The following is a 26,633-nucleotide window of genomic DNA, read 5'->3' on the forward strand; positions in this document are numbered from 1 at the left end:
TGATCGCTTAGCCATGGCGTGCACCATCGGCTTGGGCCAGTTGGGCGGCGGTCTGCACTGTCTGGGTCTGGGTGGGTTGCGATTCGCTGATCAGGGCGATGGCGAAGAAAGCGGCCAGACCGATGACCAGGGTGCTTTCGAACAGTTCGTTGATGCGGCTCATGATGTTTTCCTCTTGGCTTTCAGTTGGCTGCGACACCGTTGTCGCTTGCAGTGAGGTCACTATGCAATAAGCCCGCTGTACAAGAGAGGAGGTTGAGACAGATCGTCAAAGTCATGGCGTGAAATGCGATTCCGGGCGACGGACAACGCGACACCCATGACACATGCGCCATATCAGGGCACGTGGCAGCCCTTGCCTTCCGCAAGCCCATCCAGGATGGGACAGTCCGGCCGGTCGTCACCGTGGCAATGATGGGCCAGGTTGACGAGGGTATTACGCATCTCGGTCAGCGCCTGAATACGGGTATCGAGTTCCGCCACATGCTGCTCCGCCATCTGCTTTACATCGGCGCTGGCGCGATGTTTGTCTTCCCACAGGGAGAGCAGCACCCGGATCTGGTCGAGCGCAAAGCCCAGGTCACGAGATCGCCGGATAAAGCGCAGCAGGTGGACATCCCGCTCCTGGTATTGCCGATAGCCAGCATGGGTACGTTGGCTTTGCGCCAGCAGGCCGATACTTTCATAGTGCCGCACCATCTTGGCGGACACGCCGCTCGCCTTGGCCAATTCGCCGATATTCATCGCCGTCCTCTCCCCTGGCCTACGGTTCGCCTGCCGGCCGCCAGCGGCGCAGCAACAAGGCGTTGGACACCACGCTGACACTGGAGAAGGCCATCGCCGCACCGGCGATCACCGGATTGAGCAGCCCAAAGGCCGCCAGCGGGATGCCGACCAGGTTGTAGATGAAAGCCCAGAACAGGTTCTGGCGGATCTTGCTATAGGTCCGGCGGGAGATTGCGATGGCATCGGCAACCAGGGCCGGGTCGCCGCGCATCAGCGTGATGCCGGCGGCGTGCATCGCCACGTCAGTCCCCGTACTCATGGCGATGCCCACGTCAGCAGCCGCCAAGGCCGGGGCATCGTTGATCCCGTCCCCTACCATCGCCACCACATGACCATCCGCCTTCAGTTCCGACAGACGCAGCGCCTTCTCGGCCGGCAGGACGTTGGCCCAGAACTGCTCGATACCCAGCTCCGCCGCCACCATGCCGGCAGCGCCCCGATTGTCGCCCGTGATCATGCAGGCCTTGATACCCAGCGCCTTGAGCCGGGTAATCGCCGCAACCGCAGCCGGCTTGATCTGGTCGCCAAAAGCCAGCAGGCCCAGGACCTGTCGCGTTTCGACATTGGCAAGCCAGGAGACGGTGCGCCCTTCGGCTTCAAGCGCGATAGCGCGGGCTTCCAGCAGGCCCGGCACCATACCTTGCTCCTGCATGAGGCGCAGATTGCCAAGGAGATAGCGCTCGCCGGCTATCTCGCCTTGCAGGCCTCGGCCCGCCAGCGCATGTACCTGGCTGGCCGGCATCGCGGCGAGATGGCTGGCCTGCGCAGCCTCGATCACCGCCCGAGCCAGCGGATGCTCACTGCCGGCCTGCAGACTGGCCGCCAATGCGAGCAAGTCATCATCGCCGCCTACAGCAGCATGAAGGGCAAGCAGCCGCGGCTTGCCCTCGGTCAGGGTGCCTGTCTTGTCGAAGGCGACGGCACTCACCTTGTGCGCGACTTCCAGCGCCTCGGCATCCTTGATCAGGATGCCGTAGCGGGCAGCTACGCCGGTTCCCGCCATGATGGCGGTGGGCGTCGCCAACCCCAAGGCACACGGGCAGGCGATCACCAGCACGGCCACCGCGTTGAGAATGGCGACTTCCATATTGCCGCTCACCAGCCACCAGCCCAGCAGGGTAAGGAGTGCAAGCAGCAAGACGACCGGCACGAATACGGCACTGACCTGGTCCACCAGCCGCTGGATCGGCGCCTTGCCGGCCTGCGCATCTTCGACCAGGCGGATGATGCGGGCCAAGGTGGTCTCGGTACCGATGGCCGTGGTGCGTACTAGCAGCAGGCCTTCGGCATTGATGGCGCCGCCGGTGACCGTATCGCCAGGGTGCTTGGCCAGCGGCAGGCTCTCGCCTGTCAGCAGCGACTCATCGAGCTGGCTGCTGCCCTCGACGATCTCGCCATCGACCGGCACGCGTTCGCCGGGACGGACAACCACCACGTCGTCGAGCCTGACCTCATCGACGGGGATATCATGATCCTCGCCATCACGCCGCACCCGTGCCGTAGCCGGCCGCAGGGACTGCAAGGCACGGATGGCCTCGGTCGTCTGGCGCTTGGCGCGGGCTTCCAGCCACTTGCCGAGCAGCACCAGCGTGATCACCACCGCCGAGGCCTCGAAGTACAAGTGGGGCATGCCATGCGCGCCATGGACCAGCAGCAGGTACAGACTCAAGCCAAAACCGGCGCTGGTACCTACGGCAACCAGCAGGTCCATATTGCCGCTGCCCGCCAGTACAGCCTTCCAGCCTGCCTTGTAAAAACGTGCACCGAGCCAGAACTGGACAGGCGTAGCCAACGCCAGTTGCCACCAGCCCGGTAGCATCCAGCGCACCCCGAACACAGCCAGCAGCATGGGCAGGACAAGCGGCAGGGACAGCAGCGTGGCCAGCGCAACTGGCCACCAGACAGGAAGAACAGGACGGATACCGGCAACGACAGGCTGGTCGGCACCATGCAGGTGGGCGACATAGCCGGCCTTCTCGACCGCCGTGATCAAGGCCGCCGTGGCGGTACCGCGTGTGACGCGCAGGCTGGCACGCTCGGTCGCGAGGTTGACGCTGACCTGTTCGACCCCGACGACCTTGCCCAGCACCTTCTCCACCCGTGCCACGCAGCTCGCGCAGGTCATGCCTTCGATATCAAGGCTGACCTCCTCCTCCGGCACGGTATAGCCGGCCTTCTCGATCGCCTGCCGTACCTGGCTGATGCTCAGCTTGTCGGCCGACTCCACCGTTGCCGATTCAGTCGCCAGGTTGACCGAGGCATTGACGACACCCGGCAGTTTCTTCAGGACTTTTTCGACCCGGCCCACGCAACTGGCGCAGGTCATGCCCTCAACGCCGACGGAGAGGCGGTTGAGCGGCTGGGTCTCGAGCTGCGTGGCCATGGCGACATTCCTGATTCAACGAAGTGGACAGTTTGATCCTTCCCATCATAGGAAGGTCAAGCATTTTAGCGTTAAGTAGCAACGAGGCCCGGATCAGGCTTGCGGTGCCACCTCAAAGCCCAGCCCTTCGATCTGCTCGCGGATTTCGGCGGCCGTCAGGCTGCTCTCCACCGTGACCGTCCCTGTAGCCAGATCGACAGCCACCTGGGCCTGACCATCATCCTGCAGCAAGGCACGCGTGATCTTGCTCACGCAACTGCCGCACCCCATCCCGTTTACCTTGAATACCTGCATGGTTCCGCTCCCGACGATTACCAGTCAACACGACTGTAGGGGGGCATGCTCAGGCTTACCACCGTGGGAAGGTCAAGCCTCCGAAGCCGATCAGGGCAACGGCAAGCAATGGATCAACGCCGCCTGAAACGAAACACGGCGCCATCAGGCGCCGTGTTTCTTTCGATCATTCTCTGCAGAGATATCAGCCATTGTTCCGCCCCCCCGCTGCCTGAGCCAGCTGGGTTTGCTGGCCGGCATCGGGTACTGGTGGCGTGGCGCGCAGTTCGGCAATCAGGGCCGTGGCGAACAAGCCGGCCAGACCAAATATCAGGGCGCTTTCGAACAGTTCATTGATGCGGCTCTTCATGATGTTTTCTCACTCTTCCTCAAGGGTTGCTGCGTTTTGCAGTGATCGCATCATGCGTGTTGCAGGGCAAGGAGTGGAGCGCATTGCGATCAAACGCACAGACCATTGGACGAATGACTGCCGGCGGCGATGAAATGCAAGCAGCGAGTGAAAATATTCATTCAATAACAGCAGCTTAGGCTTATTTTAGAATCAGGATAGGCTAATAAATATGGCATTCATTCCTCGCCTCCCAATGCTGGCGACGCAATGAAAGACGGCGCCTTCAGGCGCCGTGTTGATCGCTACCGTGATGTGCCTCACGCATGGTGCGATGTACCGCTGGTCTTGACCAACTGCGGTGCCGAACAGGCAGTCTGCGTGGGGCTGGCCTGCACTTCACTAATCAGTGCCACGCCAAACAGGGCGGCAAGGCTGAATACCAGGGTGCTCTCGAAAAAGCTGCCGATGCGGGTCTTCATGATGGCTGTCCTCTCTGTCTGACATTGGGCTGCGTTTTGCAGTGAAGCCATCATGCAAGAAGGGCAGCCCCCCACGACAGCGAAGAGCGACAAAGCGCTTTTCTTTCCGATGGAGACGGCAAAGTACCGGATGAAATGCAAGGCAGCGGGGCGGCTCGCCACCGTCTTGCCCCCGACAAACGGCAAAGTGCCGGCAAGCCCAGCCTGGAGGCCGACTATTCGTGCCGCCGAGAAGCGGAAATGCCCCATACCCGCCAGACGGGGCACAAAGTGACTTGTCACCTGTTTGTCACCTTCTAAGATCATCTTGTCGTCTGCGAGCCGTGGATCCCCTCCCCGGCTGCTCGATGCACCCACCGCGATACCCAGGTGCCGTCCGGCACCTGCTTCGGAGACTGAAAGATGATAGAGACTAGCTACCAGGCCCAGGCCAGGCCTCTGCACGACGGTGTTTACCAGGCGATCGTGCTGCACAAGCGGCAGGTGGATGGCCGCACTGATACGTTGAGCCAGGTGCTGCTGAGCACGTTTGGCACCGAACAGGCGGCACAGGATGCTGCACAACAGGTCATTACCCTGATCTCGCCTTACGCACGCTGAGCTTTTGTCAGCGCACGACACCTTGCGCAAGCAAGGTGACGTGCACGGCAGCATGGTTAACTGACGAGACCGGTCCTGGAGTCCTCTCGCAACAAGCCTCCGGGCAAGACCGGGGCTCGGCTGCTTTTTGCCTGCTGCTGTGCGAGAATGATTTCAGGAGATGGCATGCCTCCTTGAACCGCCCTTCCGGGCTGATGATGCCTACACGATTTCCTGGCCAGGCCAGGGAGGTGTAGGTGTTTGTACTGCCCTCCCTGCTTGTCCGGGTTTGCTCGACCCCTCTCTCTGAGACAAGCATGACCACCATCCGACCCTGCATCTGGCCCATGGCGAAACAACAGCCCCATCCTTGTACCGACTGGCAGCAGCCCCACATCAGGGTCAAGCCATGATTCGCGCCCTACTCGCCATCAGCATCGGAGCTTCGCTCGGGGCCATATTGAGGTGGGTGCTGGGCACCCGCTTCAACCATCTCTATCCGGCCATCCCGCCGGGCACCTGGCTCGCCAACATGATAGGCGGCTACCTGATCGGCGTTTCCGTCGGCTACTTTGCCAATCACCCCGATCTCTCGCCCGAGTGGCGACTGCTGATCGTCACCGGCTTCCTTGGTGGGCTCACGACCTTCTCGACCTTCTCAGCAGAAGTGGTGACCCTGATCCAGCAGGACCGCCTATTGCCTGCCATGACGGCCATCAGCTTACATGTAGCGGGGTCGCTGCTGATGACCATGCTGGGCTTGGCAACTGTGTCAGCGCTCAAGGCGCACTGAACACCAGCTAGAAGGACCCTGGTCTGCCGATCCAGCAGCCAGAGTCTTAAGATAGCCAGTCGCTGACTATCGCTGAATTAGGCAAATTTAAAGATATTGACCTGGCGTTCGAGTGATTGCGCCAGCGCGCGCAATTGCTCGGCCGTTGCGGCCGACGACTCCGCAGCCTGACTGTTCTGTTCCGACATCAAGGCGATGGCCTCGACCTTGGTGGCAACTTGGTGGGCAGCGGCAGACTGTTCCTTGAGCGCATTGGTGATCTCGGATACTGCCCCGATCACTTCCGTTGACCCTTCGCGAATCCGCTCAATGGCAAGGCCAGCCTGGCCAGCCAATTCCACACCGCGTTCCACGTGTCCAACGCCAGTTTCCATACCGCCGACCACGCCATTGGTACCCGCTTGTATTCGGTCGATCATCTGCGCAATCTGTTGTGTGCAGCTGGCAGTGCGTTCCGCCAGCTTGCGTACTTCATCCGCCACCACAGCAAAGCCCCGTCCCTCATCGCCAGCCCTTGCTGCTTCGATGGCCGCATTCAGCGCCAGCAGATTGGTCTGTCCGGCAATATCCTTGATGATCATGACGATGCCGGAAATCTCCGCCGCATCGCGCCCCAGTGCGGATACACTGCCCGATGCTTCCCGCACGCTTTGTGCGATCAGTTCGATACTCTCAACAGTCTGGTTGATGACCAAGCCACCCTCGGACGAAGTCCGACCAGAATCGTCAGATAAGGAATGCGCCTCGCCAGCACTTTCAGCCATCAGGCCGATACTCACCGTCAATTGCTCCACCGCAGCGGCCATGGCCGCCGCAGCGTTACTTTGCTCGTGCGTGGTATTGGCGACCTGGCCACTGGCACTGGCAATACTGGACGCGGCATCCATCAGTTCAGCAGAGCCCTGTTGAATATTCCGCATGCTGATACTGAGTTTGGCCATCAGCTCATTGGCGCTATGGCCAACCTGGCAAAGCTCGTCGCGACCGGCAAGGTCAATGCTATGGGTGAAGTCACCATCAGCAATCAACTTCATACCCTGCTTCAGGATATCGGCACGCGTGGCAATATCGCGGGCAAACCCGATGATCAACCAACCAACCAATGCCATTACCGACAAGCCAACGACCACACGCAACATCAACGCCTGTTGCTCCACCTTTAGACGGCCAACCAAGGTTTCCTCGGTCAGGCGCTTGAGCATGGACTTATCAAATTGGCTCAGATGATCCAGAGCCAGCGTGATCCGATCATAGAAGTATTTGCCGTCGGCAGGCGCGACCTGCCGCTGTAGCAATTGCGAATTGATCTCAGATCGAAGATTGTCAATTTCCTGCTTGGCCGTGGTCCAACCACTGGCCACGGCCTTCAAGTCCTGCGGTGATTGGTCACCGAGCAATTCAAGATTGTTGTCCACCCGTTCGGCAGAACGCATTACCACATCATTGATCAGCAAATCGACCCTGCCAAGGCGGGACGCTAGGTCGGCACTTTCTGCTTTGAGTCCGGTGAGCATGCCTCTAACCTTGCCCAGCCCTTCACGTAATGCGGGCAAATCATCGGTCAAAATCACCATCTGGTAATACGCAGAGCTTTCAGGATCCAACAGCAAGCCCGTATCGCCCGCGACGTGGTGCCGATACTCGTTGATTTCACCAATCAAAGCGCTGTGTGCATTGAAGCTCTCTGTTGCGCCCAACTTGCGCCAACCTGTGTTCAGCTCACGCCACCGACTCTGCAAGCTCTCAACTTTTCCGCGTAACTGGGGAGCTGACTCTATTTCGGCTGGTAACACCAGAAGCTTGGCTAACGCCTGATCGGCATCAGAAGCCGATGCTTGCAAGGCCTCGTCTGCAGAGGAGTCACCAGTCATGATGCGGGTAGTCGCCGCACGGTGTGCACGAAATGCCTTGGCGACCGGCGATACCGCCTCGAGGTATCGGGCTCCCGCAATTTCCACCTTGTCACGACGAATTTCGGCGAAGTTATTAAGCGCACCGATAACAAGCAGCACCAGGCCAGGAAGCACAGAAACCAGAAACACCAACAGGAATTTCTGTCTGAAGTTCAGTGAACGGGACAGCACACGGGCTGGCCGAACAAGGCGGTCTAACATGATGACGTTCTCCATAGCGCCGAAGGACTGGGCCGCAACGACCGCAGCCGAGCTTCGAGATGGCGACATTCTTGATGTTCATGGAAAGCGTAACAACTAGGTCGGCCCCTAGGTTGGTACTAGGACTGTGCCTAGCCGTAGAGCGCCGACTCGTTTGGAAAGACCGCAGCCTTCCCGGTTACAGTCATATGGCTCATGAAGTGAGATCGCACACTCTTATGGCAAGCGCTATTCGTCCAGATTGACGAGACCGAGCTTGGCCGCCCGGCGTACCAGGCTGGCGACGTCCCGCACGCCAAGCCGTTCTATGATCTGTGAGCGATGAAATTCGACCGTCTTGGGACTGATATCCATTTCACGAGCAATCTGCTTGGTGCTCAAGCCACGTGCGATCGCTGTCAATACAACGGATTGACGTTCCGTCAGGATGGGTGGGGCCGCTCCATCAGGTACAGACACGTCACTGTCAACCAGAGCAGCCTGGCTTGAAAGCGTCGCGGCTATCACATGATGGGATACGCGAGGACTGATATAGATATCCCCTCGGCTAACGGAATCCAGCGCCAGCTCCAGCTCGTTGAGCAACAAGTCCTTGACCAGATAGCCACGACTACCTGCTTTGAGTGCCCCCAGCACGGCGTCGGCCGTATCCAGCGCCGACAGGATGATGACCTTGGGTACGACTGGCAGGGTCTGCAGTCGCGCAGCGACCTCCAAGCCAGACTGATCAGGCATGTCGATATCCAGCAGCACCACGCTGGGATTCAATGTTGCCGTGGACGCCATGGCTTCGGCAGCATTGGCGGCTTCCCCAACCACCGCATAGCGGGGCAGCTTTTCCAACAGCGCTCTGACACCTATTCTGACTAGATAGTGATCATCCGCAATAAGAACGGAAATCGGTTCAGGCAAATTCATGGAGCGATTTATCTACCTATTGAATAAGACAATAACTGTTGAGAATCAGCATAAACCTTAAGACAAGGGAATGCGCGCTGTTCTGGAGGAAAACTGATGTCAGTCAATATAACCACGCCGTTGCAGGTGCTGGTGGTGGAAGACTCGCTCGTCAATCGCACCCTGTTGCAGTATTGGCTCGGCGACATTGGCGCTCAGGTCTTGCTGGCAACCAACCTCGCAGAGGCGCGCCAACTGCTGACTCAGTATCAACCAACGCACCTGATCATTGATCTCCAATTACCAGATGGCAGTGGCCTATCGCTCCATCAGGACCAGCGCGTAAATCAGCCGGGGCGCTGGATTGCCTGCACCGTGCCGGACGACGAGGACCATATCCAGGCGCTACGTGCAGCGGGTTTCGATGACATATTGGTCAAACCGCTGGCGCTCGCCCAACTGATCGAGGTGATCAACCGAGTCTCCGAGCCAGTCGAACCGAATGCCGCCTCGGCCCCCCCCACGACGTTCCTGGTCCCGGTGCTCGATTACGAGAGTGCCCTGCATCGACTGGGCGACGATGCGGAGCTGATGGCGGAGCTGGCGGACAGCTTTCTTGCCGAGTGGGGGACGCTCCCGGAGCAACTCCGGGGCGCATGGCATACCGCTGACCGCAAACTGCTGGCCAGAATGGCCCATACCGTAGGCGGCTTGAGTGGCCAGTTCGGCCTGCTTGCCCTGCAACATCGACTACGTCTGCTGGAAGGACTGAGCGTGGATCCGCAGAGTCCAGCAGGCAGCATAGACGCGGTTATCGCGGCGGTGGTTTCTGCCTTCCAACTAGCTATCCCTGCCTTACGCGTAAAGCTGAGCAGCAAGGAGTGCTACTAGGGCCTACCTAGGTAGCGACCCAGTAGTGTCTAGGCAGCCAACGGCCTAGCATGGCCACCATCCTACTCAACCAGTAAATTGGGACGCCAATAATGGCTTTCGACCCATTTCAGTACTTCAATCCCGCGGCGGTCATGCAGAAGCTGGATGGGGATACCGCCATCGCGAGCGCCCTGGTGGATGCTTACCTCAAGGAGTTGGGCCCGCAAATTGCCAAGCTGGCACCGGACGCAGTGGCCAGCGACATCAAATCCGCCCGTAGCGTTCTGCACCAGTTACGAACGACGTTCGGCATGTTTGAGGCAAGCCGGGGGCAGGAGCTCGAACGATGGATCATGCAGGCACTGGACGCGGGTGAGATGCCGCCTGAAGACACCTGGCATGCCTTGGTCTGTGAGATGGTGGGCCTGGGGTGCGATCTACGGCGATTTGTGGCGCAAAATCGACAGAGCACGCCTACGCCGAAGGGGGGCGATGCATGACCGCCATTCCACCTTGTGTCCTGATTGTGGATGACGACGACACCAATCGGCGCGTAGCACGACTCCTGTTGCAGCGTGCAGGCTACTGGGTCAGTGAAGCCGCCAGTGGCCGGGAAGCGCTTGAACTGCTCGCAAACCAACCCTTCGCGATGGTATTGCTGGACTTAAGCATGCCAGGTATGGGAGGGCTGGACGTCTGCCAGCGTATTCATGAACTCTTTTCAGATCCTCGCCCCATATTGGTCGCCTACACCGCACATGTCCTGGATGAAGACAAGGCCGTCCTGCTATCGACGGGTTTTGATGATCTGCTGACCAAGCCAATATCCAAGGAAGCGCTTTTGGCTTGCGCATTGAAATGGACCGAGGGTCCGGCACATGTCTGATGCATTGCTGGCCAGGCAGCTACGGCGAGCTTTTTCACTCACAGCCAATCCGGATTGGCGACAACTGTTGGCTACTTTCAAGGCCAATGCAAACAAAGAAACCGGCATCGACGCGACGCAGTTGGAATCATTCGTCCAGATGGTTCGAGAGAGCTATGAGCATTTCGAGCGGGACATCTCGCTTCGCACTCGTAGCTTGGAACTGTCTTCTGCCGAATTGATGGCAAGCAATGCTGAACTACGCGCCGAGGCTGCAGCGCACCGGCAAGCCATGGATAAATTGCGGCAGGCGGTCAATGTCCTTACTGAAGATCAGCATTTACTAGCCATTCCCAACCAGAGCGACGACCTGCAGTTTTTCGCCAACATGATAGGTCAACTGGTCAATGAGAACGCCGTCACCCGCAAGCAGCTGCAGGAAAGCGAGCAGCGCTACAGGCGGGTTGTGAACAGCCTGAAAGAAGTCGTCTTCAAGACAGATTGGCAGGGCATATGGTTGTTTCTTAATCCAGCCTGGCACGCGATAACGGGCTTTTCGGTTGATGAATCGCTAGGTCGAAGCTTTCTGGAGTTTGTCCATCCGGAGGATCGCAAGCGTTACCTTGATGAGTTCATTCCCCTCGTCGAGCGGCGGGCGGATTCTTGCAATATTACGGCACGCTACCTGACCAAAGCGGGCGACTATCGCTGGATCGATGTCTTTGCCCGCCTGATACTCGACGATGACGGCAATGTGCTGGGTACAGCAGGCACGCTGAACGATGTAACCGAAACGCGAGAAGCCGAGCGAGCCCTGAAGGCATCCCATACTCGTCTGTTCGATGCTATCGACAATCTGGATGCAGGGGTGCTGATGCTCGACGAACATGGACGGGTACGCATCACAAACCAAGAGCTGCGCAGCCAGTATCAGCACCTCGGCATACCACTCGCCCCGGGGACGCCGATGGAGGATATTCTCCGAGCCTTCTACCAGCATGACGCCACACTGCGTGCGCAGTACAGCGAGGCTGACTACCTTGCCTTACGTCTTGAGCAGATTCGATTGCCCGCGTTCGCCTTCCAGCGCCAGCTAGGCGAGCGACATATACAGATCAATCACCATCGTACCAGTGACGGCGGCACGATTATCCAACATACCGACATTACGGCCAGCCACCAGCATGCACAGGAACTTGCGCGTGCGAAGGAAGCCGCGGAGAACGCCAACCGTTCCAAGTCGGACTTTCTGGCCAATATGAGCCATGAAATTCGCACGCCGATGAATGGCGTACTGGGCATGATCCAATTGGCATTGGATACGGAACTGGACGACGAGCAGCGTGAGTTTCTGCGCATCGCGCGTTCGTCAGCCGAAGGCTTGCTATCGGTGATCAACGAGATCCTCGATTTCTCCAAGATTGAAGCCGGCCATCTCGATATTCACCCCGATGTCGTCCAGCCGGACGACCTGATCCATGACTGCCTCAAGGCCATCGCCCACCGCGCGCAGGAGAAGGGATTGGTGATCTATGCGGATATAGACCCGACACTGCCGTCGCAACTGCTCACCGACCCGGTCCGGCTCCGTCAGATCATGACCAACCTGATCGGTAACGCCATCAAGTTCACGGAGCAAGGCACCGTACTCGTCAGCCTGACGAGCACTACGCTCGGGGGCAAGGCGGCGTTCATGCTGCAGGTCCAGGATTCAGGCATCGGGATCGCCGAGGACAAGTTGGCCTCGGTGTTTGGCGCCTTTGAACAGGCGGATAGCTCAACCACTCGTCGCTACGGCGGCACGGGGCTGGGGCTCACGATTTGCCGCCGCATCGTTGAACAGATGGGCGGGACGATACGCTTGAGCAGTGTCCTTGGGCAGGGTAGTAACTTCATCATCACCTTGCCCTATGGAACGGTACCCCTGGCTGCCGTGGCAATGCCGATAGTCCACCCAGGCAAGGTCGCGCTCCTGCAAGAATCACACCCGGGCCTGAGGGCGAACCTGCAGGCGAGACTGGAGCGACGCGGCATCACCTGCCATGTCGCATCATCTACCGACGATCTCTGTACCCACATTCAAACAGCAGGCAGGCGCAATGAGCGGATCGACCTGATCATGCTGTCGCCCGATGGCAGCACCGATGCGGCTCAAAGACTTCATGAGTCAATGAACCATCATGGCATCGCTCAGAACCACCTCGTGGTGCTGAGAGAACCGGGTGCGATCAAGGATACGTCAGCGCCCTATTTGCTGGCAGACACGACTTCATTGAACAAGCCCCTGTCTGAGCATGAACTGGACGACGCCTTGCAGGTGCTATTCGGCCATGTACAGAGTGTCATCCCGCCTCATCGCCTGCATGCCGGTGAAACACGAAAGACCCGCCCAGGCCGCCTGTTACTTGTGGAAGACAATGCCGTCAACCGGCAGCTTGCCTTACGCTTGCTGACGAAGCTCGGCTGCACCCACCTCGACATCGCATGCTCCGGCGAAGAAGCACTGGAACAAGTGCGGATGACTGATTACGACCTGATCCTGATGGACATCCAGATGCCCGATATGAGTGGCCTGGAGGCAACCGCAGAAATCCGCCAGATGGCGATCCCCAAGCAACCCGTCATTGTTGCCATGACAGCGCGCGCGATGATGGATGACAAAGCAGCTTGCCTTGCTGCCGGCATGAACGACTATCTGAGCAAGCCCATTGAATGGCAAGCCCTGGCAGATGCCCTGGACAAATACCTGCCCGTAGCAAGTCGGACCGAAGCATCCGTCACCGAGCAACTCGCAGTATCTCGATCGGTGTACGGCAATGACCCGGCACTGTGGCAGGCATTGAGTGCGGCGTTTGTGGGCGAAGCAGGCAAGCTGTCCGCCCTTTTTCAGCAAGCACTGACAACGCACGACAAAGCGCAACTGGCAAGGGTCCTCAGTACGCTGGCGGGCATTGTGGCCCACTTCGCGCCAGACTGGAGTCCACGCGCACAGGCACTGGTAAAGCAGCTTCAGCAAGACAACGATCCAGCATCGTCTTGGCTGCAAGCTGAGCAGCTTCATGATTCACTCACAGAGCTCATATCCGCCGTCCGTGCGGCACTCGAGGAAACAGGGGTGGTGCAATGAAAGTCGCCGTCATTGACGATACGCAAACCAATTTGCTGCTGATCCAGCATCTCCTCAAACGCTTGCCCGATATTGAGGCGCATTTGTTCCAGGCTTCCAGCGAGGGGCTGAAATGGTGCATCGCCAACAGTCCCGACCTGGTCGTGGTGGACTACATGATGCCGGAGCCCGACGGGCTGACCTTTACGCAGATGCTGCGGGCACAACCTCACCAGCGAGAAGTCCCTATCGTGATGGTAACGGCCAACCAGGAAACCGATGTCCGATATCGGGCGCTGGAAGCTGGTGTAACGGACTTCCTGACCAAACCCATCGATAACCATGAGTTCGTTGCCCGTATCCGCAATATGCTGTCACTTCGTGCCAGCCAATTGGCGATGGCGCAACGTGCAAGCTGGCTGGAAGAAGAGGTCGCCAAGGCCACGGCGAGTATCCGCGAGCGGGAGAAGGAAATGATCGTCCGCCTATCTCGCGCCGCCGAGCTGCGCGACCCGGAGACTGGCGCCCACCTGATGCGCATGGCCAACTATGCGGCAATCATCGCTCGCGAGTTGGGGTGGAGCAGTAGCGAGCAGGAACTGATGCTGACGGCCGCGCCAATGCACGACATCGGCAAGGTAGGCATACCCGACGCCGTATTGCTCAAACCGGGTCGGCTCAATGAAGGTGAACTGATACTGATGCAGACCCACCCCAGCATTGGCCATCAGCTGCTGGCTGCCAGCGACGCGCCCCTGCTGCAGCTCGCAGCGCAAATTGCGTTGAGCCATCATGAAAAGTTCGATGGAACGGGGTACCCCAATAAGCTTGCCGGTGAGTCCATACCAGAGTGTGGGCGTATCGTTGCGGTCGCCGATGTATTCGATGCTTTGATGTCTGATCGGCCCTATAAGCGTGCCTGGACACTGGATGCGACGTTGCAGCTTCTGAAAGACCAGCGCGGCAAGCACTTTGATCCGCGTTGTGTGGACGCTTTTCTGGATTGCCTGGACGAGGCCATGCAAATCCATGAGCGCTATCAGGACGAAGTACTCATATGAAAATCCAGCAATGCGTATTCCAGGCAGGACAGGCCTGTACCCCTAGCGAGCTGGAAACACTTCGTATCATGGAGCCGCACCTTGTGCTGGTATTTGCAGGTTCCGCAGCTTTTCACAATGGCAGTCTGGATGGCGTCAATCAAACGGAATGGCGAAAAGGAACCACTATTGCAGGTTGCTCCACGGCGGGAGAAATCAGCAACATGGGCCTGGAAGAAGGCAGCATTGTCGTCACCGCGATCCAACTCGATTCGACCTGCATCAAGGCTGTAAGTGCTCCCTTGAGCGCCATGTCGCAAACGGCGGAAGCAGGCCATCAACTTGCCAAGCAGTTGATGGACTTTGAGCCCGACGCCATTTTGTTGCTGGCAACCGGGCTAGGCATCAATGGCAGTGCGCTGATACGGGGTCTATCTGACTCCTTGCCTGTACCTGCCAAGCTCTTTGGTGGCCTGGCGGGCGATGGCGCAGCATTCAAGGAAACACAGCAGTTGCTGAATGGCGAGATTACTCGTGACCACATCATTGCAGTAGGCTTTCGAGGTAAGCAATTTCATCTCGAATCTGCCAGCGAAGGCGGCTGGACGCCCTTAGGGCCGGTCCGTTTGGTCACGAGCGCTAACGAGAACATCCTGCACACGCTGGATGGCAAGCCCGCACTTTCCATGTACAAGCATTATCTTGGTGACTACGCGAAGGATCTGCCTGCCTCTGCCCTGCTCTTTCCACTGGCGGTGCTGGGTCACGAGGGCCGCCCCGCGATTATCCGTACCATATTGAGTATCAACGAAGACGATGACAGCCTGGTACTGGCGGGTGAGGTCAAGGAAGGAGACACCCTGCAGATGATGCACGCGACAACTGATGCTTTGGTTGATGGCGCACAAGTTGCCGCCCGTCGTCTGCCATCAGCACCACGGAGAGGCCAAGGGGACGAGTTGGTGCTGATGGTCAGTTGCGTGGGTCGCAAGCTGGTCATGGGCCATCGATGCGAGGAGGAATGGGAGGCGGTTCGCGACGAACTCGGCGGCAACCCTACATTTGCGGGCTTTTACTCCTACGGAGAGATTGGTCCAGGTGGTGCGGACGCCTACTACAGCGCCTTGCATAACCAGACCATGACGATTTCGCATATCTACGAAGGTAAAGACTGATACTGCCAAATTGTGGCAGCATTGCTGTATGCCAAGCTGACCACTCCTGGAAAGTTTCCATCTTGTCTCGCGCCGAACGTCTGCTGGAACTGACGCAATGTCTGCGCCGCCATCGCTATCCGGTGAGCGGTGCGGCACTGGCTGACGAACTGGGCATCAGCCTGCGCACGCTGTATCGGGACATCGCTTCCTTGCAGGCGCAAGGCGCGCGCATCGACGGGGAGCCGGGTGTTGGTTATGTGCTCCGGCCCGGCTTCCTGCTACCACCGATGATGTTCTCCGAAGAAGAAATCGAAGCCTTGGTACTGGGTTCGCGCTGGGTGGCGCGACGCGGTGACGACAAGCTCGGCCAGGCAGCGCGCAATGCGCTGGCCAAGATATCGGCCGTGCTGCCACCGGAGCTGCGACATGAGCTCGACACCAGCACCCTGCTGGTGGGGCCGGGAGAGGCGATATCGGCCGGGGACCAGCAGTTGAGTAGGATCCGTCAGGCAATACGGGCCGAGCACAAGCTGCATATCCAGTATCTGGACCTGAAGGGCCAGACCAGTGAACGCACCATCTGGCCAATCGGCCTGGGCTTCTTCGACAAGGTCCGCATCGTGATCGCCTGGTGCGAGACGCGCGAGGCCTTGCGCCATTTCCGGACCGACCGCATTACGGCGTTGCAGGCGCTAGAAACCCGATATCCGCAACGTCGCCAAGCTTTGCTGAAGCGCTGGCGCGAGCACGAAGGCGTGCCGGAGCCGCGCTAGGGAGCCTCGCCCAGACGGTTCCTAACGACCTGGCGCTCTCCAATTCAGCAGGTCAACAGGTCGCCCACTACTGACAGAAACTGTCAGTAGTGGGTCGTACGATCCAGTCATCCCAACCACTGGACCGCACGAAGGAACACACCATGACCCAAGCCAACTACCTCCTGCTGTACGTCAACGACCCATCGACCAGCGCCGGTTTCTACGCCGATCTGCTGGGCCGCGCGCCCGTCGAGACCTCCCCCACCTTTGCACTGTTCGTCCAAGCCAACGGACTCAAGCTCGGCCTGTGGTCGCGCCATACGGTGGAGCCCGCTGCCACAACCTTGGGGGGTGGTGGCGAGATCGGCTTTCCGGTCACAGGCCGCGATGAGGTGGATCGACTCCATGCCGACTGGCAAGGACGCGGTCTGCGCATCCTGCAGGCGCCGTTAGAGATGGACTTCGGCTATACCTTTGTCGCGCTGGACCCCGATCAGCATCGCTTGCGTGTCTTTGCACCCAGCCTCTGAGGAGAACCGCCATGAACACCCGGAACTGGTTGGCCGTCGCCTCGGCGGATCATGTCCGCCGCGGACTCGCTGGCGGCTTCATGCAGGTCTGTCACGGCAAGGCCGCCCCCCTGCGACGCATCCAGCCCGGGGATCGGGTGGTGTACTACTCGCCCAGTACGGCCTTTGGTGGCAAGGACAAGCTGCAGTCGCTGACAGCCATTGGCATCGTCCAGCCGGGCACTCCCTACCCCTTCGACATGGGGAATGGCTTTTGCCCTAGCCGAAGGAACGTAGGCTGGCTATCCGGCCGCCAGATCGCCATTGCGCCACTACTTGACCGACTGAGCTTCAGTGCCGGCCAGCGTAACTGGGGTTACGCCCTGCGCTTTGGCTTGCTGGCCATCAACGAAGCGGATGTGACCTTGATCGCCCATAGCATGGGCGTAGCTCTTCCGGCCGCTGAAATACGGATGCCGATGCTACCGGGGCTCGAATGAGACCGGATCGCGGCGGCGTGGAAGGAGGAGCCAGCCCACCTTCCCACTGTGTACGCCAGCGAACAGACCATGACGTCTGGCTAGTCAGAAGATGTGGCATAGCAGCGGCCATCGTGATGCATAGCGGCGTGTCGGCAGCGCCTGTTGATATCTACCGGATCAGTGTCTTGTCAGGACTTGCTACCGAATAGGCATCGCTGGACCGATAAATCGGTCCATCGTTGTGGCCGCCTGTTCTTTTCCCTCACCACACGACCGTGAAGAGGGACGCGTGGCCTATTCAAGGCCTATCCGACGAGAAGGGCCTACTGAATTGTCCACCGCCACCCACTACCTCACTGACTTATTCGGCTGGCGTTGGCGGAGGATGAGCCAAAGCGATGAGCGCCCGACGGGTATTGAGGACTCGCCAATCCGATCAGAGCTCTTCAGCGCCGATCAGATGGCGCAGCACGGAAAAACGCTCGCTGTATCCCATGTACTGGCCACAGGGTGGGCACCGGATCAGCTATTGACCAGGCTCGCCGACAACGAGGCTAAGCTGATCAATGTCTGCAAGCTATTGGTGAGCGTGGTCACGGCGAAGCGCCAGATTACCCCTGCAGGTGGCTGGTTGCTGGACAACTTCTATCTGATCGAAGAACAGATCCGCACGGCGAAACGGCATCTTCCGAAAGGTTACAGCCGGGAGCTCCCACGCCTGGCCAACGGACCATCTGCGGGGCGTCCACGCGTCTACGACATTGCCCTGGAGATCATTTCGCATGGTGACGGCCGGGTCGATATGGAAACGCTTGGCCGCTTTATGGTCGCCTATCAAAGCGTGAACGAGCTCAAGCTCGGCGAGCTCTGGGCCATCCCCATCATGCTGCGTCTGGCCGTGATCGAGAACCTGCGTCGCGTCGGCATGCGCATAGCAGCAGGTCGGGCAGAGAGAAATCTTGCCGACAGCTGGGCCGATCAAATGACCGAAATCGCCGAGAAGGACCCTAAGAGTCTGATCCTCGTCATTGCGGACATGGCCCGTTCCGACCCGGTCATGGGTAGCGCCTTCGTCGCCGAACTCGCACGCCGCCTGCAGGGTCGTGGTCCGGCGCTGGCACTGCCATTGACGTGGATAGAACAGCGGCTTTCCGAATCGGGCCAGACCATCGAACACCTGGTGCAGTCAGAGAACCAGCAGCAGGCAGCAAATCAGGTATCCGTCAGCAATAGCATCGGTAGCCTTCGCGTCCTGGGCACGACCGATTGGCGAACCTTTGTCGAATCGATGAGTGTGGTGGAACAGGCGCTGCTTCTGGACCCAGCGGGCATTTATGGCGCGATGGATTTCATGACCCGTGACCGCTATCGGCATGCCATCGAAACAATCGCCAAGCAGGGCAAGCTTTCCGAGGGAGGTCTGGCGCGTCTGGCGATTGCTATGGCACGAAACGATGCCAACCAGGGTAGCGACACCACGCGGTACAGCCAGCACGTCGGCTACTACCTGGTGGATCAAGGCTTGCCGGCACTGGAGTCCAAGGCTCAGGCACCGCCGGGCATCGTCCGGTCTATCGGCAGGGTGGCTGGGAGGCATCCCCTCCTACCTTACCTGGGGAGCATCCTGCTGATCAGCTTGCTGCTCAGTGCGACGTTGGTCGTGCAATGGTATGCCACCGGCGCGCCTGCCTGGTTGCTCGGTCCGCTAGGCCTGATCACCCTGCTGGTAAGCAGCCAATTGGTCATCACCCTGGTGAACTGGCTGTCCAGCTTGCTGGTGGAACCAAAGCCCCTGCCCAGGATGGACTACGACCATGGAATCCCACCGCGAGCGCGCACGCTGGTCGTGGTTCCGACCCTGCTCACCAGCGCGGCCAATGTCGAGGAGTTGGTGGAAGCACTGGAAGTCCGATTCCTGGCCAATCGAGATACCCATTTGCATTTTGGCCTATTGACCGACTTTCTCGACGCCGCCCGAGAAACGCTGGCCGAAGACGCCCCCTTGCTCGAGCTCGCGCAAATGCGCATCGTGGCGTTGAACGAAAAATATGGCGGAGACCAGGTACCACCGCGTAGCGATATCTTCTTTCTGCTTCATCGGCCCCGCCTTTGGAACCCACAAGAACAAACATGGATGGGACGAGAACGCAAACGCGGCAAGCTGGAGGATCTGAATGCCCTCTTGCGCGATACACAGGGCAAGGCCAAAGCGCATTTCTCCCTGCTGGTTGGCGACATTACGATCCTGACCTCCGTCAAATATGTCATCACGCTGGATACCGATACGCAATTACCACGCGATGCGGCCCGGCAATTCATAGGTGCCATGGCGCACCCCTTGAATCATCCGCATTACGATCCGCAAAGGCGTTGCATCACCGCAGGCTACGGCATCCTGCAGCCCAGTGTGGCGATAAGCCTACCAGGGACCAACCGCTCCCGCTTTGCGCGCCTGTACGGTGGCGAGCCCGGTATTGACCCCTATACCCGTACGGTTTCCGACGTCTATCAGGACGTATTTGGCGAAGGCTCGTTTATTGGCAAGGGCATTTACGATGTCGACGCGCTGGAGCAAACCCTGTCGGGTAGTTTTCCCGACAACCGCCTGCTCAGCCATGACCTGCTGGAGGGCTGCTATGCACGCTCCGGTCTGCTAAGTGATGTGTCGCTCTACGAGGACTACCCTGCGAGCTATCACGCGGATGTGAGCCGCCGCCATCGCTGGATACGCGGTGATTGGCAATTGGCTGGCTGGCTCTGGCGCCAGGTCCCGACTGCGGGCACTGGCACAAACCGCAGGGGGAGCCCGCTTTCTGCGTTGTCACAATGGAAGCTGCTCGACAACCTGCGCCGCAGCCTGGTTCCCATTGCACTGCTACTGTTCCTCCTCGTGGGATGGACGCTACCGTCAGCAGGCCTTTGGACCATGGTTGCGGTCGGGATGCTGCTTGCGCCTACCCTCCTTTCTGGTCTGGTCGATCTGTTCCGCAGGCCGGATGAAGTTCTGCTCAGGCAACAGCTGTCGATCATCTATCAGGCGGCCGCTCGGCATGTGCTGCAAGTGTTGTTTGAACTCGCCTGTCTCCCTTACCAGGCCTACTACAGCCTGGATGCCATCCTTCGCACGCTCTGGCGCACTGCGTTCTCACATCGGCGCCTGCTGGAGTGGAATCCTTCAAGCGAAACAGACCGAGAGGCCGCCTCATCCAAACGCAATACCCTGACCGCGAGCTTCCGACTGATGGCGATCGGCCCCGCTATGGCGGTGGGTATCGCCGTCTACGTCCTCACCTTCAATCCGATGGCCCTGCCCTTTGCATTACCCCTATTGCTGCTCTGGCTGGCCTCGCCCGCCATGGCCTGGTGGATCAGCCATCCCTTGATTCGTCGCATTGCCAATCTGACCGCAGCGCAGCGCCAATTCCTGCGTGTACTGGCACGCCGCACCTGGGCGTTCTTCGACACCTTCGTCGGCCCAGCGGACCATTGGCTGCCACCAGATAACTACCAGGAATATCGTACCTCCGCGGTGGCCCATCGGACCTCGCCCACCAATATCGGACTGGCCTTACTGGCCAACCTGACCGCCTACGATTTTGGCTACCTGACCTGTCGCAAACTGCTTGAGCGGACCGACAACACACTTCGGACCATGAGCGGCATGGAGCAATACCGCAACCACTTCTATAACTGGTACGACACGCAAACCCTGCAACCCTTGCCACCGCTTTACATCTCCACAGTGGATAGCGGCAATCTTGCGGGCCACCTGCTGACATTGCGCTCAGGCTTGCTGGCCTTGACCAGCGAACCGATATTGTCGGCGCAGACATTTGATGGCCTCAGCGATACGTATTCGCTACTGGCCGAACCAGCAAAACGCTTTAGTGCGGAAGCGCTGGATGCATTCCGACAAGGGCTGGCGTCCGCAGCTGCCATGCCTTTTAACTCGCTAGCGGACCTCCACCTGGCCTTGATACAGCTTTGTCGCTGCGCCAACGATCTGTCGCTACAGATTGCTCAACACGCCGAGGGCAACGGTACATCAGCGGCGAGCCATGCCGCAAAGCAGCTGGAAGCCTCCGCATGGGCGCAAACACTGATTACGCAATGCCATGAGGAGCTCGACGACCTGACATTTCTTGCACCCTGGCTGCTGCTGCCGTCGGCGCCGGAGGAACTGCGTACTTTGATCGGCTGCGACAAGATGACCAACCTTCATCAACTGGCGCAGCTCGATGCCGAGCTGGATAGCCGCATGGTGCAGTGGCAAGCCCCGGTCGCCTCGCAAACCCTGCATGCCTGGTTGGCCGATTTCCAGCGCGCCGTTGTACAAGGCAGTCAACGAGCGCGTGAAAGGCTGGCGACGCTTACAGCGCTCGCTTCGACGGCAGCAAAACTGGCCCGCATGGACTACGAGTTCCTGTTCGACAAGCGCAATCAGCTGCTATCAATCGGTTACAACGTGGCCGAGCATCGGATGGATGCAAGCTATTACGATCTACTGGCTTCGGAAGCAAGACTGGGCAGTTTCGTCGCGATCGCACAAAGCCAGATACCACAGGAAAACTGGTTCGCGCTGGGGCGCCTGCTCGCTACCTCGGCCGGGGGGGAGCCGGTGCTGATGTCCTGGAGCGGCTCCATGTTCGAGTACCTGATGCCGCTCCTGGTGATGCCAACCTACGACCATACTTTGCTCGACCAGACCTACAAGGCTGCCGTAACACGGCAGATCGAATATGGTCGGCAATGCAATGTGCCGTGGGGTATTTCGGAATCCGGCTACAACACCGTCGACGGCTACTTCAACTACCAGTACCGCGCCTTTGGCGTCCCGGGCCTCGGCCTCAAACGTGGGCTGGCTGAAGATCTCGTTATCGCCCCCTATGCGTCAGCCCTGGCACTAATGGTGGCACCGGAAGCCGCGTGTCTGAACCTGCAGCGACTATCTGCCGAGGGCTATATTGGCAAGTTCGGCTGCTTTGAAGCCATCGACTACACACCCGCCCGACAACGGCGTGGCGAATCTCGCGCCCTGGTACGCTCCTACCTTGCACACCATCAGGGCATGGTTTTGCTATCGCTCGCGTATGAGTTGCTGAACAGGCCCATGCAACGGCGATTCGAGGCCGATCCGGAGCTGCAGGCCGTTATGCTGCTGCTTCAGGAAAAAGTACCGAGACCGACGGCGTTGTTATCACATCGGTCACACAGTTTTGATGGTCGCTTTACTGCCGTCGCGGCGGAAACGCCTATCCGCCTGTTTCACAATCCCGACACCTCGGCGCCTGAAGTCCAGTTGCTCTCCAACGGCCGTTATCACGTCATGGTCAGTAATTCGGGTGGCGGCTATAGCCGCTGGAAGGACCTCGCGGTAACACGTTGGCGTGAGGACGGTACCTGCGATAACTGGGGCACCTTTTGCTATATCCGCGATATCACCAGTGGTAGCTACTGGTCCACCTCTCACCAGCCCACGCTGGTCAGGCCGCAGCAGTTCGAGGCAATCTTCTCCGAGCGACGTGCGGAGTTCCGGCGTCGCGATTCGGTCGGCAGCAGCGATGCCCAGCTCGAAACCTATACCGAGATCGTGGTCTCCCCCGAGGATGATGTCGAACTGCGGAGGACCAAGATCACCAATCGAACGGACATGCGCAGGCAAATCGACATCACCAGCTATGCCGAAGTGGTGATTGCCCCCGCCGCCGCAGATGCCCTGCACCAGGCCTTCAGTAACCTGTTCGTGCAGACCGAGATCATTCCTGAGCGGCACGCCATCCTGTGTACACGTCGGTCGCGCTCCCTGAGCGAACAGGCCCCCTGGATGCTGCACCTGATGGCGGTACACGGTGTAGACACAGATGCCGTTTCCTACGAGACCGACAGATCACGCTTTATCGGCAGGAACCGGACAGGGGTTGCACCGGCCGCCATGCGGGACAAGACGTCGCTGTCAGGGAGCGCGGGTTCGGTGCTGGACCCGATCGTAGCCATACGTTGTATGGTCACACTTGACCCGGACCAATCCGTCACCCTGGATGTTGTATCCGGCATGGCCGAGACACGCGAACTGGCCATGGGTCTGATCGACAAGTACCAGGATCGGCACCTTGCGGACCGGGTGTTTGACCTCGCCTGGACGCATAGTCAGGTCGTGCTGCAGCAGATCAATGCCAGCGAGACCGACGCCCAGTTGCATGCCCGTCTCGCCAGCTCGGTGATCTATGCCAATGCTTCTTTACGGGCCGACCCGACGATATTGATCCAGAACCGACGCGGCCAATCCGGCTTGTGGGGCTACGCCATCTCGGGCGATCTGCCCATCGTACTGTTACAGATCACTGACGCCGCCAACATCGAACTCGTGCGGCAACTGGTCCAGGCACACGCCTATTGGCGTCTGAAGGGGCTGGCGGTTGATCTGGTGATCTGGAACGAAGACCACGCGGCCTACCGGCAACGCTTGCAGGAACAGATCATCGGCATGATTGCCTCAGGCATTGAGGCCAATGTCATCGATAGGCCGGGCGGGATATTCGTGCGGCCGGCCGAACAGATTTCTGGCGAGGACAGAATCCTGTTCCAGGCCGTAGCACGTATCGTGATATCTGATACACGCGGCACGTTGCTGGAGCAGCTGGACCATCGCAACCTGGCGGAACAGCGCCCGCCTTTGTTGCTTCCCAGTCGTAGCATCAAGGTAGAGAAGGCCAATGAGGAAGCGCCCCCCCATCGCGAGTTGATCCTGCGCAACGGCTTGGGTGGGTTCACAACCGATGGGCGCGAATACGTGATGACGCTGGCACCTGATCAGGTAACGCCCGCGCCATGGGTGAACGTGCTTGCCAACCCGCAATTTGGTACGGTCATTTCAGAAAGCGGCGCGGCCTATACCTGGGGAGAAAATGCCCACGAGTTCCGCCTGACACCGTGGCACAACGACCCTGTCAGCGATGGATGCGGTGAGGCGATCTACCTGCGGGACGAAGAAACCGGCCAGGTATGGAGCCCGACGCCTCTGCCGGCGCATGCCGGCACGTCCTATGTGGTTCGCCATGGTTTCGGCTACAGCGTCTTCGAGACGCAGGTGGGCGGTATACGAAGCGAGCTGTGGGTGTATGTCGCAATGGATGCAGCGGTCAAGTTCTCAGTATTGAAGCTGCGCAACGAATCAGGCCGGCCACGCAAGCTCTCCGCGACGACCTATGTTGAATGGCTGCTGGGGGATCTTCGCGCCAGGACGGCCATGCATCTGTGCACCGAAGTGGCCATTCAGAATGGCGCGCTCTATGCGCGCAATCCTTACAGTACAGAATTCGCGGATCGGATCGGCTTTCTTGACGTCGACGATCCCAGCCGAAGCGTCAGCGGCGATCGTGTGGAATTCCTGGGTCGCAACGGTACGATGCGTAATCCGGCGGGTCTACGCCGGACACGTCTGTCCGGCAAAGTCGGCGCAGGACTGGACCCATGCGGCGCCATGCAGGTGCAGATCGAACTGGCCGAGGGGCAAGCGCGCGAGATCGTTTTCCGGTTGGGCATGGCCAGCAATCTGGCCGATGCCGGAGCGCTGGTGCAACGCTTTCGTGGCGTATTTGCGGCACGGACTGCGCTGGAGAAAGTCTGGCAGCACTGGCGGGAGACGCTGGGTGCGGTGCAGGTGGAAACGCCCGAACCGGCTTTCGATGTACTGGTCAATGGCTGGCTGCCTTATCAGACACTGGCTTGTCGCCTATGGGCACGCAGTGGCTACTATCAGTCTGGCGGCGCTTTTGGCTTTCGGGATCAGCTGCAGGATGTCGCCGCGCTCGTCCATACGGCACCAGGCCTTGCACGCGATCATCTGCTGCGTTGTGCAGGCCGTCAGTTCCTGGAAGGCGATGTCCAGCACTGGTGGCACCCACCCGCAGGCCGAGGTGTACGTACACATTGCTCGGATGACTACCTCTGGCTACCCCTCGTCGTCTGCCGCTATGTGACGACTACGGGCGATACCGGTGTACTCGATGAGCCCGTGGGCTTTCTCGAAGGGCGTCCGGTCAATCCTGGTGATGACTCCTACTACGATCTGCCCGGCCATTCGACCGAGATAGCCAGCCTGTATGAACATTGCGTGCGGGCAATACGGCATGGTTTGAATATGGGCCAACATGGCCTGCCGCTGATGGGCTCCGGTGACTGGAACGATGGCATGAATCTGGTCGGCATTGACGGCCGCGGAGAAAGCATCTGGCTGGGATTCTTCCTCTACAACGTCCTGCGCCAATTTGGCGCCTTGGCCACACAACGGGGAGATCCTGACTTTGCCGCGCTATGCGAAACGGAAGCCATCCGGCTCGGCCAGAACATCGAACAGCACGGTTGGGATGGCGCCTGGTATCGCCGGGCCTACTTCGATGATGGACGGCCGCTTGGTTCAGTGGGCAATACCGAATGCCGGATTGATTCGATATCGCAAAGCTGGGCGGTAATGTCCGGCGCGGGTGATGCAGCGCGCGCGCGGGAGGGCATGGATGCGGTGTACCTGCATCTGGTTCGTCCGCAGGATGGCCTGGTACAGTTGCTCACACCGCCGTTCAACACCTCGGATCTTGATCCTGGTTATATTCGAGGTTACGTGCCGGGCGTGCGAGAAAACGGCGGTCAATATACCCACGGTGCGATCTGGGCAGCCATGGCCTATGCCGCGCTGGGTGATCAGGAGCGGGCCTGGGAGCTGCTCGCCATCATCAACCCGCTGAACCGCACGGCCACGGCCGAGAGTGCTGCTATCTACAAGGTGGAGCCCTACGTGATGGCTGCCGATGTCTATGCCTTGGCACCGCATGTGGGACGAGGGGGGTGGAGCTGGTACACGGGCTCCGCGGGCTGGATGTATCGCTTGATGGTGGAGTCGCTGCTAGGCCTGCGGCGAACTGGGGAGACACTGACCTTTGCGCCATGCCCCAATCGAAACTGGCCTTCATTCAAGCTGCATTATCGCTACCGCGATACGTTGTATCACATCACCGTGCTGCAAGACGTGACCGACACGACGCACCCAAATGGGATGCAACGACTGACCGTGGACGGTGCGACGCAGGACGATCAGGTAGTGGCATTGCGGGATGACAAGGTCGATCACTACGTCGTAGTGATCGCTTATCTAAACCTGGATTCAAGTTTAACCTGATGACGCATAGGGGGGTGG

20 protein-coding genes and 1 riboswitch are annotated in these 26,633 nt (G+C 59.3%); of the genes, 12 read left to right on the forward strand and 8 right to left on the reverse strand.

Going from position 1 to position 26,633, the window contains the following annotated elements:
- Window positions 1-7: 7 nt before the first annotated feature.
- From ACYVHK_RS09070 to ACYVHK_RS09095, 6 genes are all read right to left on the reverse strand, one after another.
- A complete protein-coding gene (locus ACYVHK_RS09070) occupies window positions 8-163 on the reverse strand; it encodes a hypothetical protein (RefSeq protein WP_460530180.1) in 156 nt (51 codons plus the stop codon).
- A gap of 173 nt (window positions 164-336) precedes the next feature.
- On the reverse strand, window positions 337-744 hold the full coding sequence (cueR, locus tag ACYVHK_RS09075; RefSeq protein ID WP_460530184.1) for a Cu(I)-responsive transcriptional regulator: 408 nt from the start codon (window positions 742-744) through the stop codon (window positions 337-339).
- 19 nt (window positions 745-763) lie between these two features.
- Window positions 764-3,169, reverse strand: coding sequence for a heavy metal translocating P-type ATPase (locus ACYVHK_RS09080; RefSeq protein WP_460530187.1), 2,406 nt, complete (start codon window positions 3,167-3,169; stop codon window positions 764-766).
- 93 nt (window positions 3,170-3,262) lie between these two features.
- Window positions 3,263-3,463 carry a heavy-metal-associated domain-containing protein gene (locus ACYVHK_RS09085; protein ID WP_460530190.1) on the reverse strand — a complete coding sequence of 67 codons (201 nt, stop codon included), beginning with the start codon at window positions 3,461-3,463 and terminating at the stop codon, window positions 3,263-3,265.
- Window positions 3,464-3,647: 184 nt separating this feature from the next.
- On the reverse strand, window positions 3,648-3,812 hold the full coding sequence (locus tag ACYVHK_RS09090; protein WP_460530193.1) for a hypothetical protein: 165 nt from the start codon (window positions 3,810-3,812) through the stop codon (window positions 3,648-3,650).
- A 299-nt stretch (window positions 3,813-4,111) separates the two neighbouring features.
- Window positions 4,112-4,273: a hypothetical protein gene (locus ACYVHK_RS09095; RefSeq protein WP_460530196.1), complete on the reverse strand. Its 162-nt coding sequence runs from the start codon at window positions 4,271-4,273 to the stop codon at window positions 4,112-4,114.
- Between the two features lie 402 nt (window positions 4,274-4,675).
- Here ACYVHK_RS09095 and ACYVHK_RS09100 point away from each other — a divergent pair, with 402 nt between their 5' ends.
- Window positions 4,676-4,873, forward strand: coding sequence for a hypothetical protein (locus ACYVHK_RS09100; protein WP_460530199.1), 198 nt, complete (start codon window positions 4,676-4,678; stop codon window positions 4,871-4,873).
- 147 nt (window positions 4,874-5,020) lie between these two features.
- Window positions 5,021-5,084: riboswitch (Fluoride riboswitch) on the forward strand.
- A 177-nt stretch (window positions 5,085-5,261) separates the two neighbouring features.
- Window positions 5,262-5,645, forward strand: a complete 384-nt coding sequence (crcB, locus tag ACYVHK_RS09105) for a fluoride efflux transporter CrcB (protein WP_460530202.1) — start codon at window positions 5,262-5,264, stop codon at window positions 5,643-5,645.
- A 77-nt stretch (window positions 5,646-5,722) separates the two neighbouring features.
- Here crcB and ACYVHK_RS09110 read toward each other — a convergent pair whose 3' ends face one another.
- Together ACYVHK_RS09110 and ACYVHK_RS09115 are read right to left on the reverse strand one after the other, a co-directional pair.
- On the reverse strand, window positions 5,723-7,759 hold the full coding sequence (locus ACYVHK_RS09110; protein ID WP_460530205.1) for a methyl-accepting chemotaxis protein: 2,037 nt from the start codon (window positions 7,757-7,759) through the stop codon (window positions 5,723-5,725).
- 228 nt (window positions 7,760-7,987) lie between these two features.
- Window positions 7,988-8,677 (reverse strand): response regulator, encoded by a 690-nt coding sequence (locus ACYVHK_RS09115; protein WP_460530208.1) that lies wholly within the window; start codon window positions 8,675-8,677, stop codon window positions 7,988-7,990.
- Between the two features lie 96 nt (window positions 8,678-8,773).
- On the opposite strand from ACYVHK_RS09115, the gene ACYVHK_RS09120 reads away from it, so the two are divergent.
- The 10 genes from ACYVHK_RS09120 (at window position 8,774) to ACYVHK_RS09165 (ending at window position 26,615) form a co-directional block, all read left to right on the forward strand.
- Window positions 8,774-9,547, forward strand: coding sequence for a response regulator (locus ACYVHK_RS09120; protein WP_460530211.1), 774 nt, complete (start codon window positions 8,774-8,776; stop codon window positions 9,545-9,547).
- Between the two features lie 92 nt (window positions 9,548-9,639).
- Complete coding sequence (locus ACYVHK_RS09125) at window positions 9,640-10,029, forward strand: Hpt domain-containing protein (RefSeq protein WP_460530214.1); 390 nt, start codon at window positions 9,640-9,642, stop codon at window positions 10,027-10,029.
- The gene (locus ACYVHK_RS09130; protein ID WP_460530217.1) at window positions 10,026-10,415 is read left to right on the forward strand and encodes a response regulator; all 390 of its coding nucleotides are present in this window, start codon (window positions 10,026-10,028) and stop codon (window positions 10,413-10,415) included. The genes ACYVHK_RS09125 and ACYVHK_RS09130 overlap by 4 nt, the downstream gene beginning before the upstream one ends.
- On the forward strand, window positions 10,408-13,521 hold the full coding sequence (locus ACYVHK_RS09135; protein ID WP_460530219.1) for an ATP-binding protein: 3,114 nt from the start codon (window positions 10,408-10,410) through the stop codon (window positions 13,519-13,521). Before ACYVHK_RS09130 ends, ACYVHK_RS09135 begins: the two co-directional genes overlap by 8 nt.
- Window positions 13,518-14,561: an HD domain-containing phosphohydrolase gene (locus tag ACYVHK_RS09140; protein WP_460530222.1), complete on the forward strand. Its 1,044-nt coding sequence runs from the start codon at window positions 13,518-13,520 to the stop codon at window positions 14,559-14,561. The genes ACYVHK_RS09135 and ACYVHK_RS09140 overlap by 4 nt, the downstream gene beginning before the upstream one ends.
- A complete protein-coding gene (locus ACYVHK_RS09145; RefSeq protein ID WP_460530225.1) occupies window positions 14,558-15,715 on the forward strand; it encodes an FIST signal transduction protein in 1,158 nt (385 codons plus the stop codon). The genes ACYVHK_RS09140 and ACYVHK_RS09145 overlap by 4 nt, the downstream gene beginning before the upstream one ends.
- Before the next feature lie 62 nt (window positions 15,716-15,777).
- Window positions 15,778-16,470, forward strand: a complete 693-nt coding sequence (locus ACYVHK_RS09150; RefSeq protein ID WP_460530228.1) for a helix-turn-helix transcriptional regulator — start codon at window positions 15,778-15,780, stop codon at window positions 16,468-16,470.
- 143 nt (window positions 16,471-16,613) lie between these two features.
- On the forward strand, window positions 16,614-16,982 hold the full coding sequence (locus ACYVHK_RS09155; RefSeq protein ID WP_460530231.1) for a VOC family protein: 369 nt from the start codon (window positions 16,614-16,616) through the stop codon (window positions 16,980-16,982).
- Window positions 16,983-16,993: 11 nt separating this feature from the next.
- On the forward strand, window positions 16,994-17,461 hold the full coding sequence (locus tag ACYVHK_RS09160; protein ID WP_460530234.1) for an EVE domain-containing protein: 468 nt from the start codon (window positions 16,994-16,996) through the stop codon (window positions 17,459-17,461).
- Between the two features lie 511 nt (window positions 17,462-17,972).
- Entirely contained in the window at window positions 17,973-26,615 is an 8,643-nt protein-coding gene (locus ACYVHK_RS09165; protein ID WP_460530238.1) for a GH36-type glycosyl hydrolase domain-containing protein, read from the forward strand.
- Window positions 26,616-26,633 lie beyond the last annotated feature (18 nt).

This window comes from Chitinimonas naiadis (assembly GCF_054780835.1).

What these genes read in the sequence shown, in the direction of transcription:
- ACYVHK_RS09070 (WP_460530180.1), bottom strand. Translation starts at nt 163, where the DNA reads ATGAGCCGCATCAACGAACTGTTCGAAAGCACCCTGGTCATCGGTCTG.
- cueR (WP_460530184.1), bottom strand. Translation starts at nt 744, where the DNA reads ATGAATATCGGCGAATTGGCCAAGGCGAGCGGCGTGTCCGCCAAGATG.
- ACYVHK_RS09080 (WP_460530187.1), bottom strand. Translation starts at nt 3,169, where the DNA reads ATGGCCACGCAGCTCGAGACCCAGCCGCTCAACCGCCTCTCCGTCGGC.
- ACYVHK_RS09085 (WP_460530190.1), bottom strand. Translation starts at nt 3,463, where the DNA reads ATGCAGGTATTCAAGGTAAACGGGATGGGGTGCGGCAGTTGCGTGAGC.
- ACYVHK_RS09090 (WP_460530193.1), bottom strand. Translation starts at nt 3,812, where the DNA reads ATGAAGAGCCGCATCAATGAACTGTTCGAAAGCGCCCTGATATTTGGT.
- ACYVHK_RS09095 (WP_460530196.1), bottom strand. Translation starts at nt 4,273, where the DNA reads ATGAAGACCCGCATCGGCAGCTTTTTCGAGAGCACCCTGGTATTCAGC.
- ACYVHK_RS09100 (WP_460530199.1), top strand. Translation starts at nt 4,676, where the DNA reads ATGATAGAGACTAGCTACCAGGCCCAGGCCAGGCCTCTGCACGACGGT.
- crcB (WP_460530202.1), top strand. Translation starts at nt 5,262, where the DNA reads ATGATTCGCGCCCTACTCGCCATCAGCATCGGAGCTTCGCTCGGGGCC.
- ACYVHK_RS09110 (WP_460530205.1), bottom strand. Translation starts at nt 7,759, where the DNA reads ATGTTAGACCGCCTTGTTCGGCCAGCCCGTGTGCTGTCCCGTTCACTG.
- ACYVHK_RS09115 (WP_460530208.1), bottom strand. Translation starts at nt 8,677, where the DNA reads ATGAATTTGCCTGAACCGATTTCCGTTCTTATTGCGGATGATCACTAT.
- ACYVHK_RS09120 (WP_460530211.1), top strand. Translation starts at nt 8,774, where the DNA reads ATGTCAGTCAATATAACCACGCCGTTGCAGGTGCTGGTGGTGGAAGAC.
- ACYVHK_RS09125 (WP_460530214.1), top strand. Translation starts at nt 9,640, where the DNA reads ATGGCTTTCGACCCATTTCAGTACTTCAATCCCGCGGCGGTCATGCAG.
- ACYVHK_RS09130 (WP_460530217.1), top strand. Translation starts at nt 10,026, where the DNA reads ATGACCGCCATTCCACCTTGTGTCCTGATTGTGGATGACGACGACACC.
- ACYVHK_RS09135 (WP_460530219.1), top strand. Translation starts at nt 10,408, where the DNA reads ATGTCTGATGCATTGCTGGCCAGGCAGCTACGGCGAGCTTTTTCACTC.
- ACYVHK_RS09140 (WP_460530222.1), top strand. Translation starts at nt 13,518, where the DNA reads ATGAAAGTCGCCGTCATTGACGATACGCAAACCAATTTGCTGCTGATC.
- ACYVHK_RS09145 (WP_460530225.1), top strand. Translation starts at nt 14,558, where the DNA reads ATGAAAATCCAGCAATGCGTATTCCAGGCAGGACAGGCCTGTACCCCT.
- ACYVHK_RS09155 (WP_460530231.1), top strand. Translation starts at nt 16,614, where the DNA reads ATGACCCAAGCCAACTACCTCCTGCTGTACGTCAACGACCCATCGACC.
- ACYVHK_RS09160 (WP_460530234.1), top strand. Translation starts at nt 16,994, where the DNA reads ATGAACACCCGGAACTGGTTGGCCGTCGCCTCGGCGGATCATGTCCGC.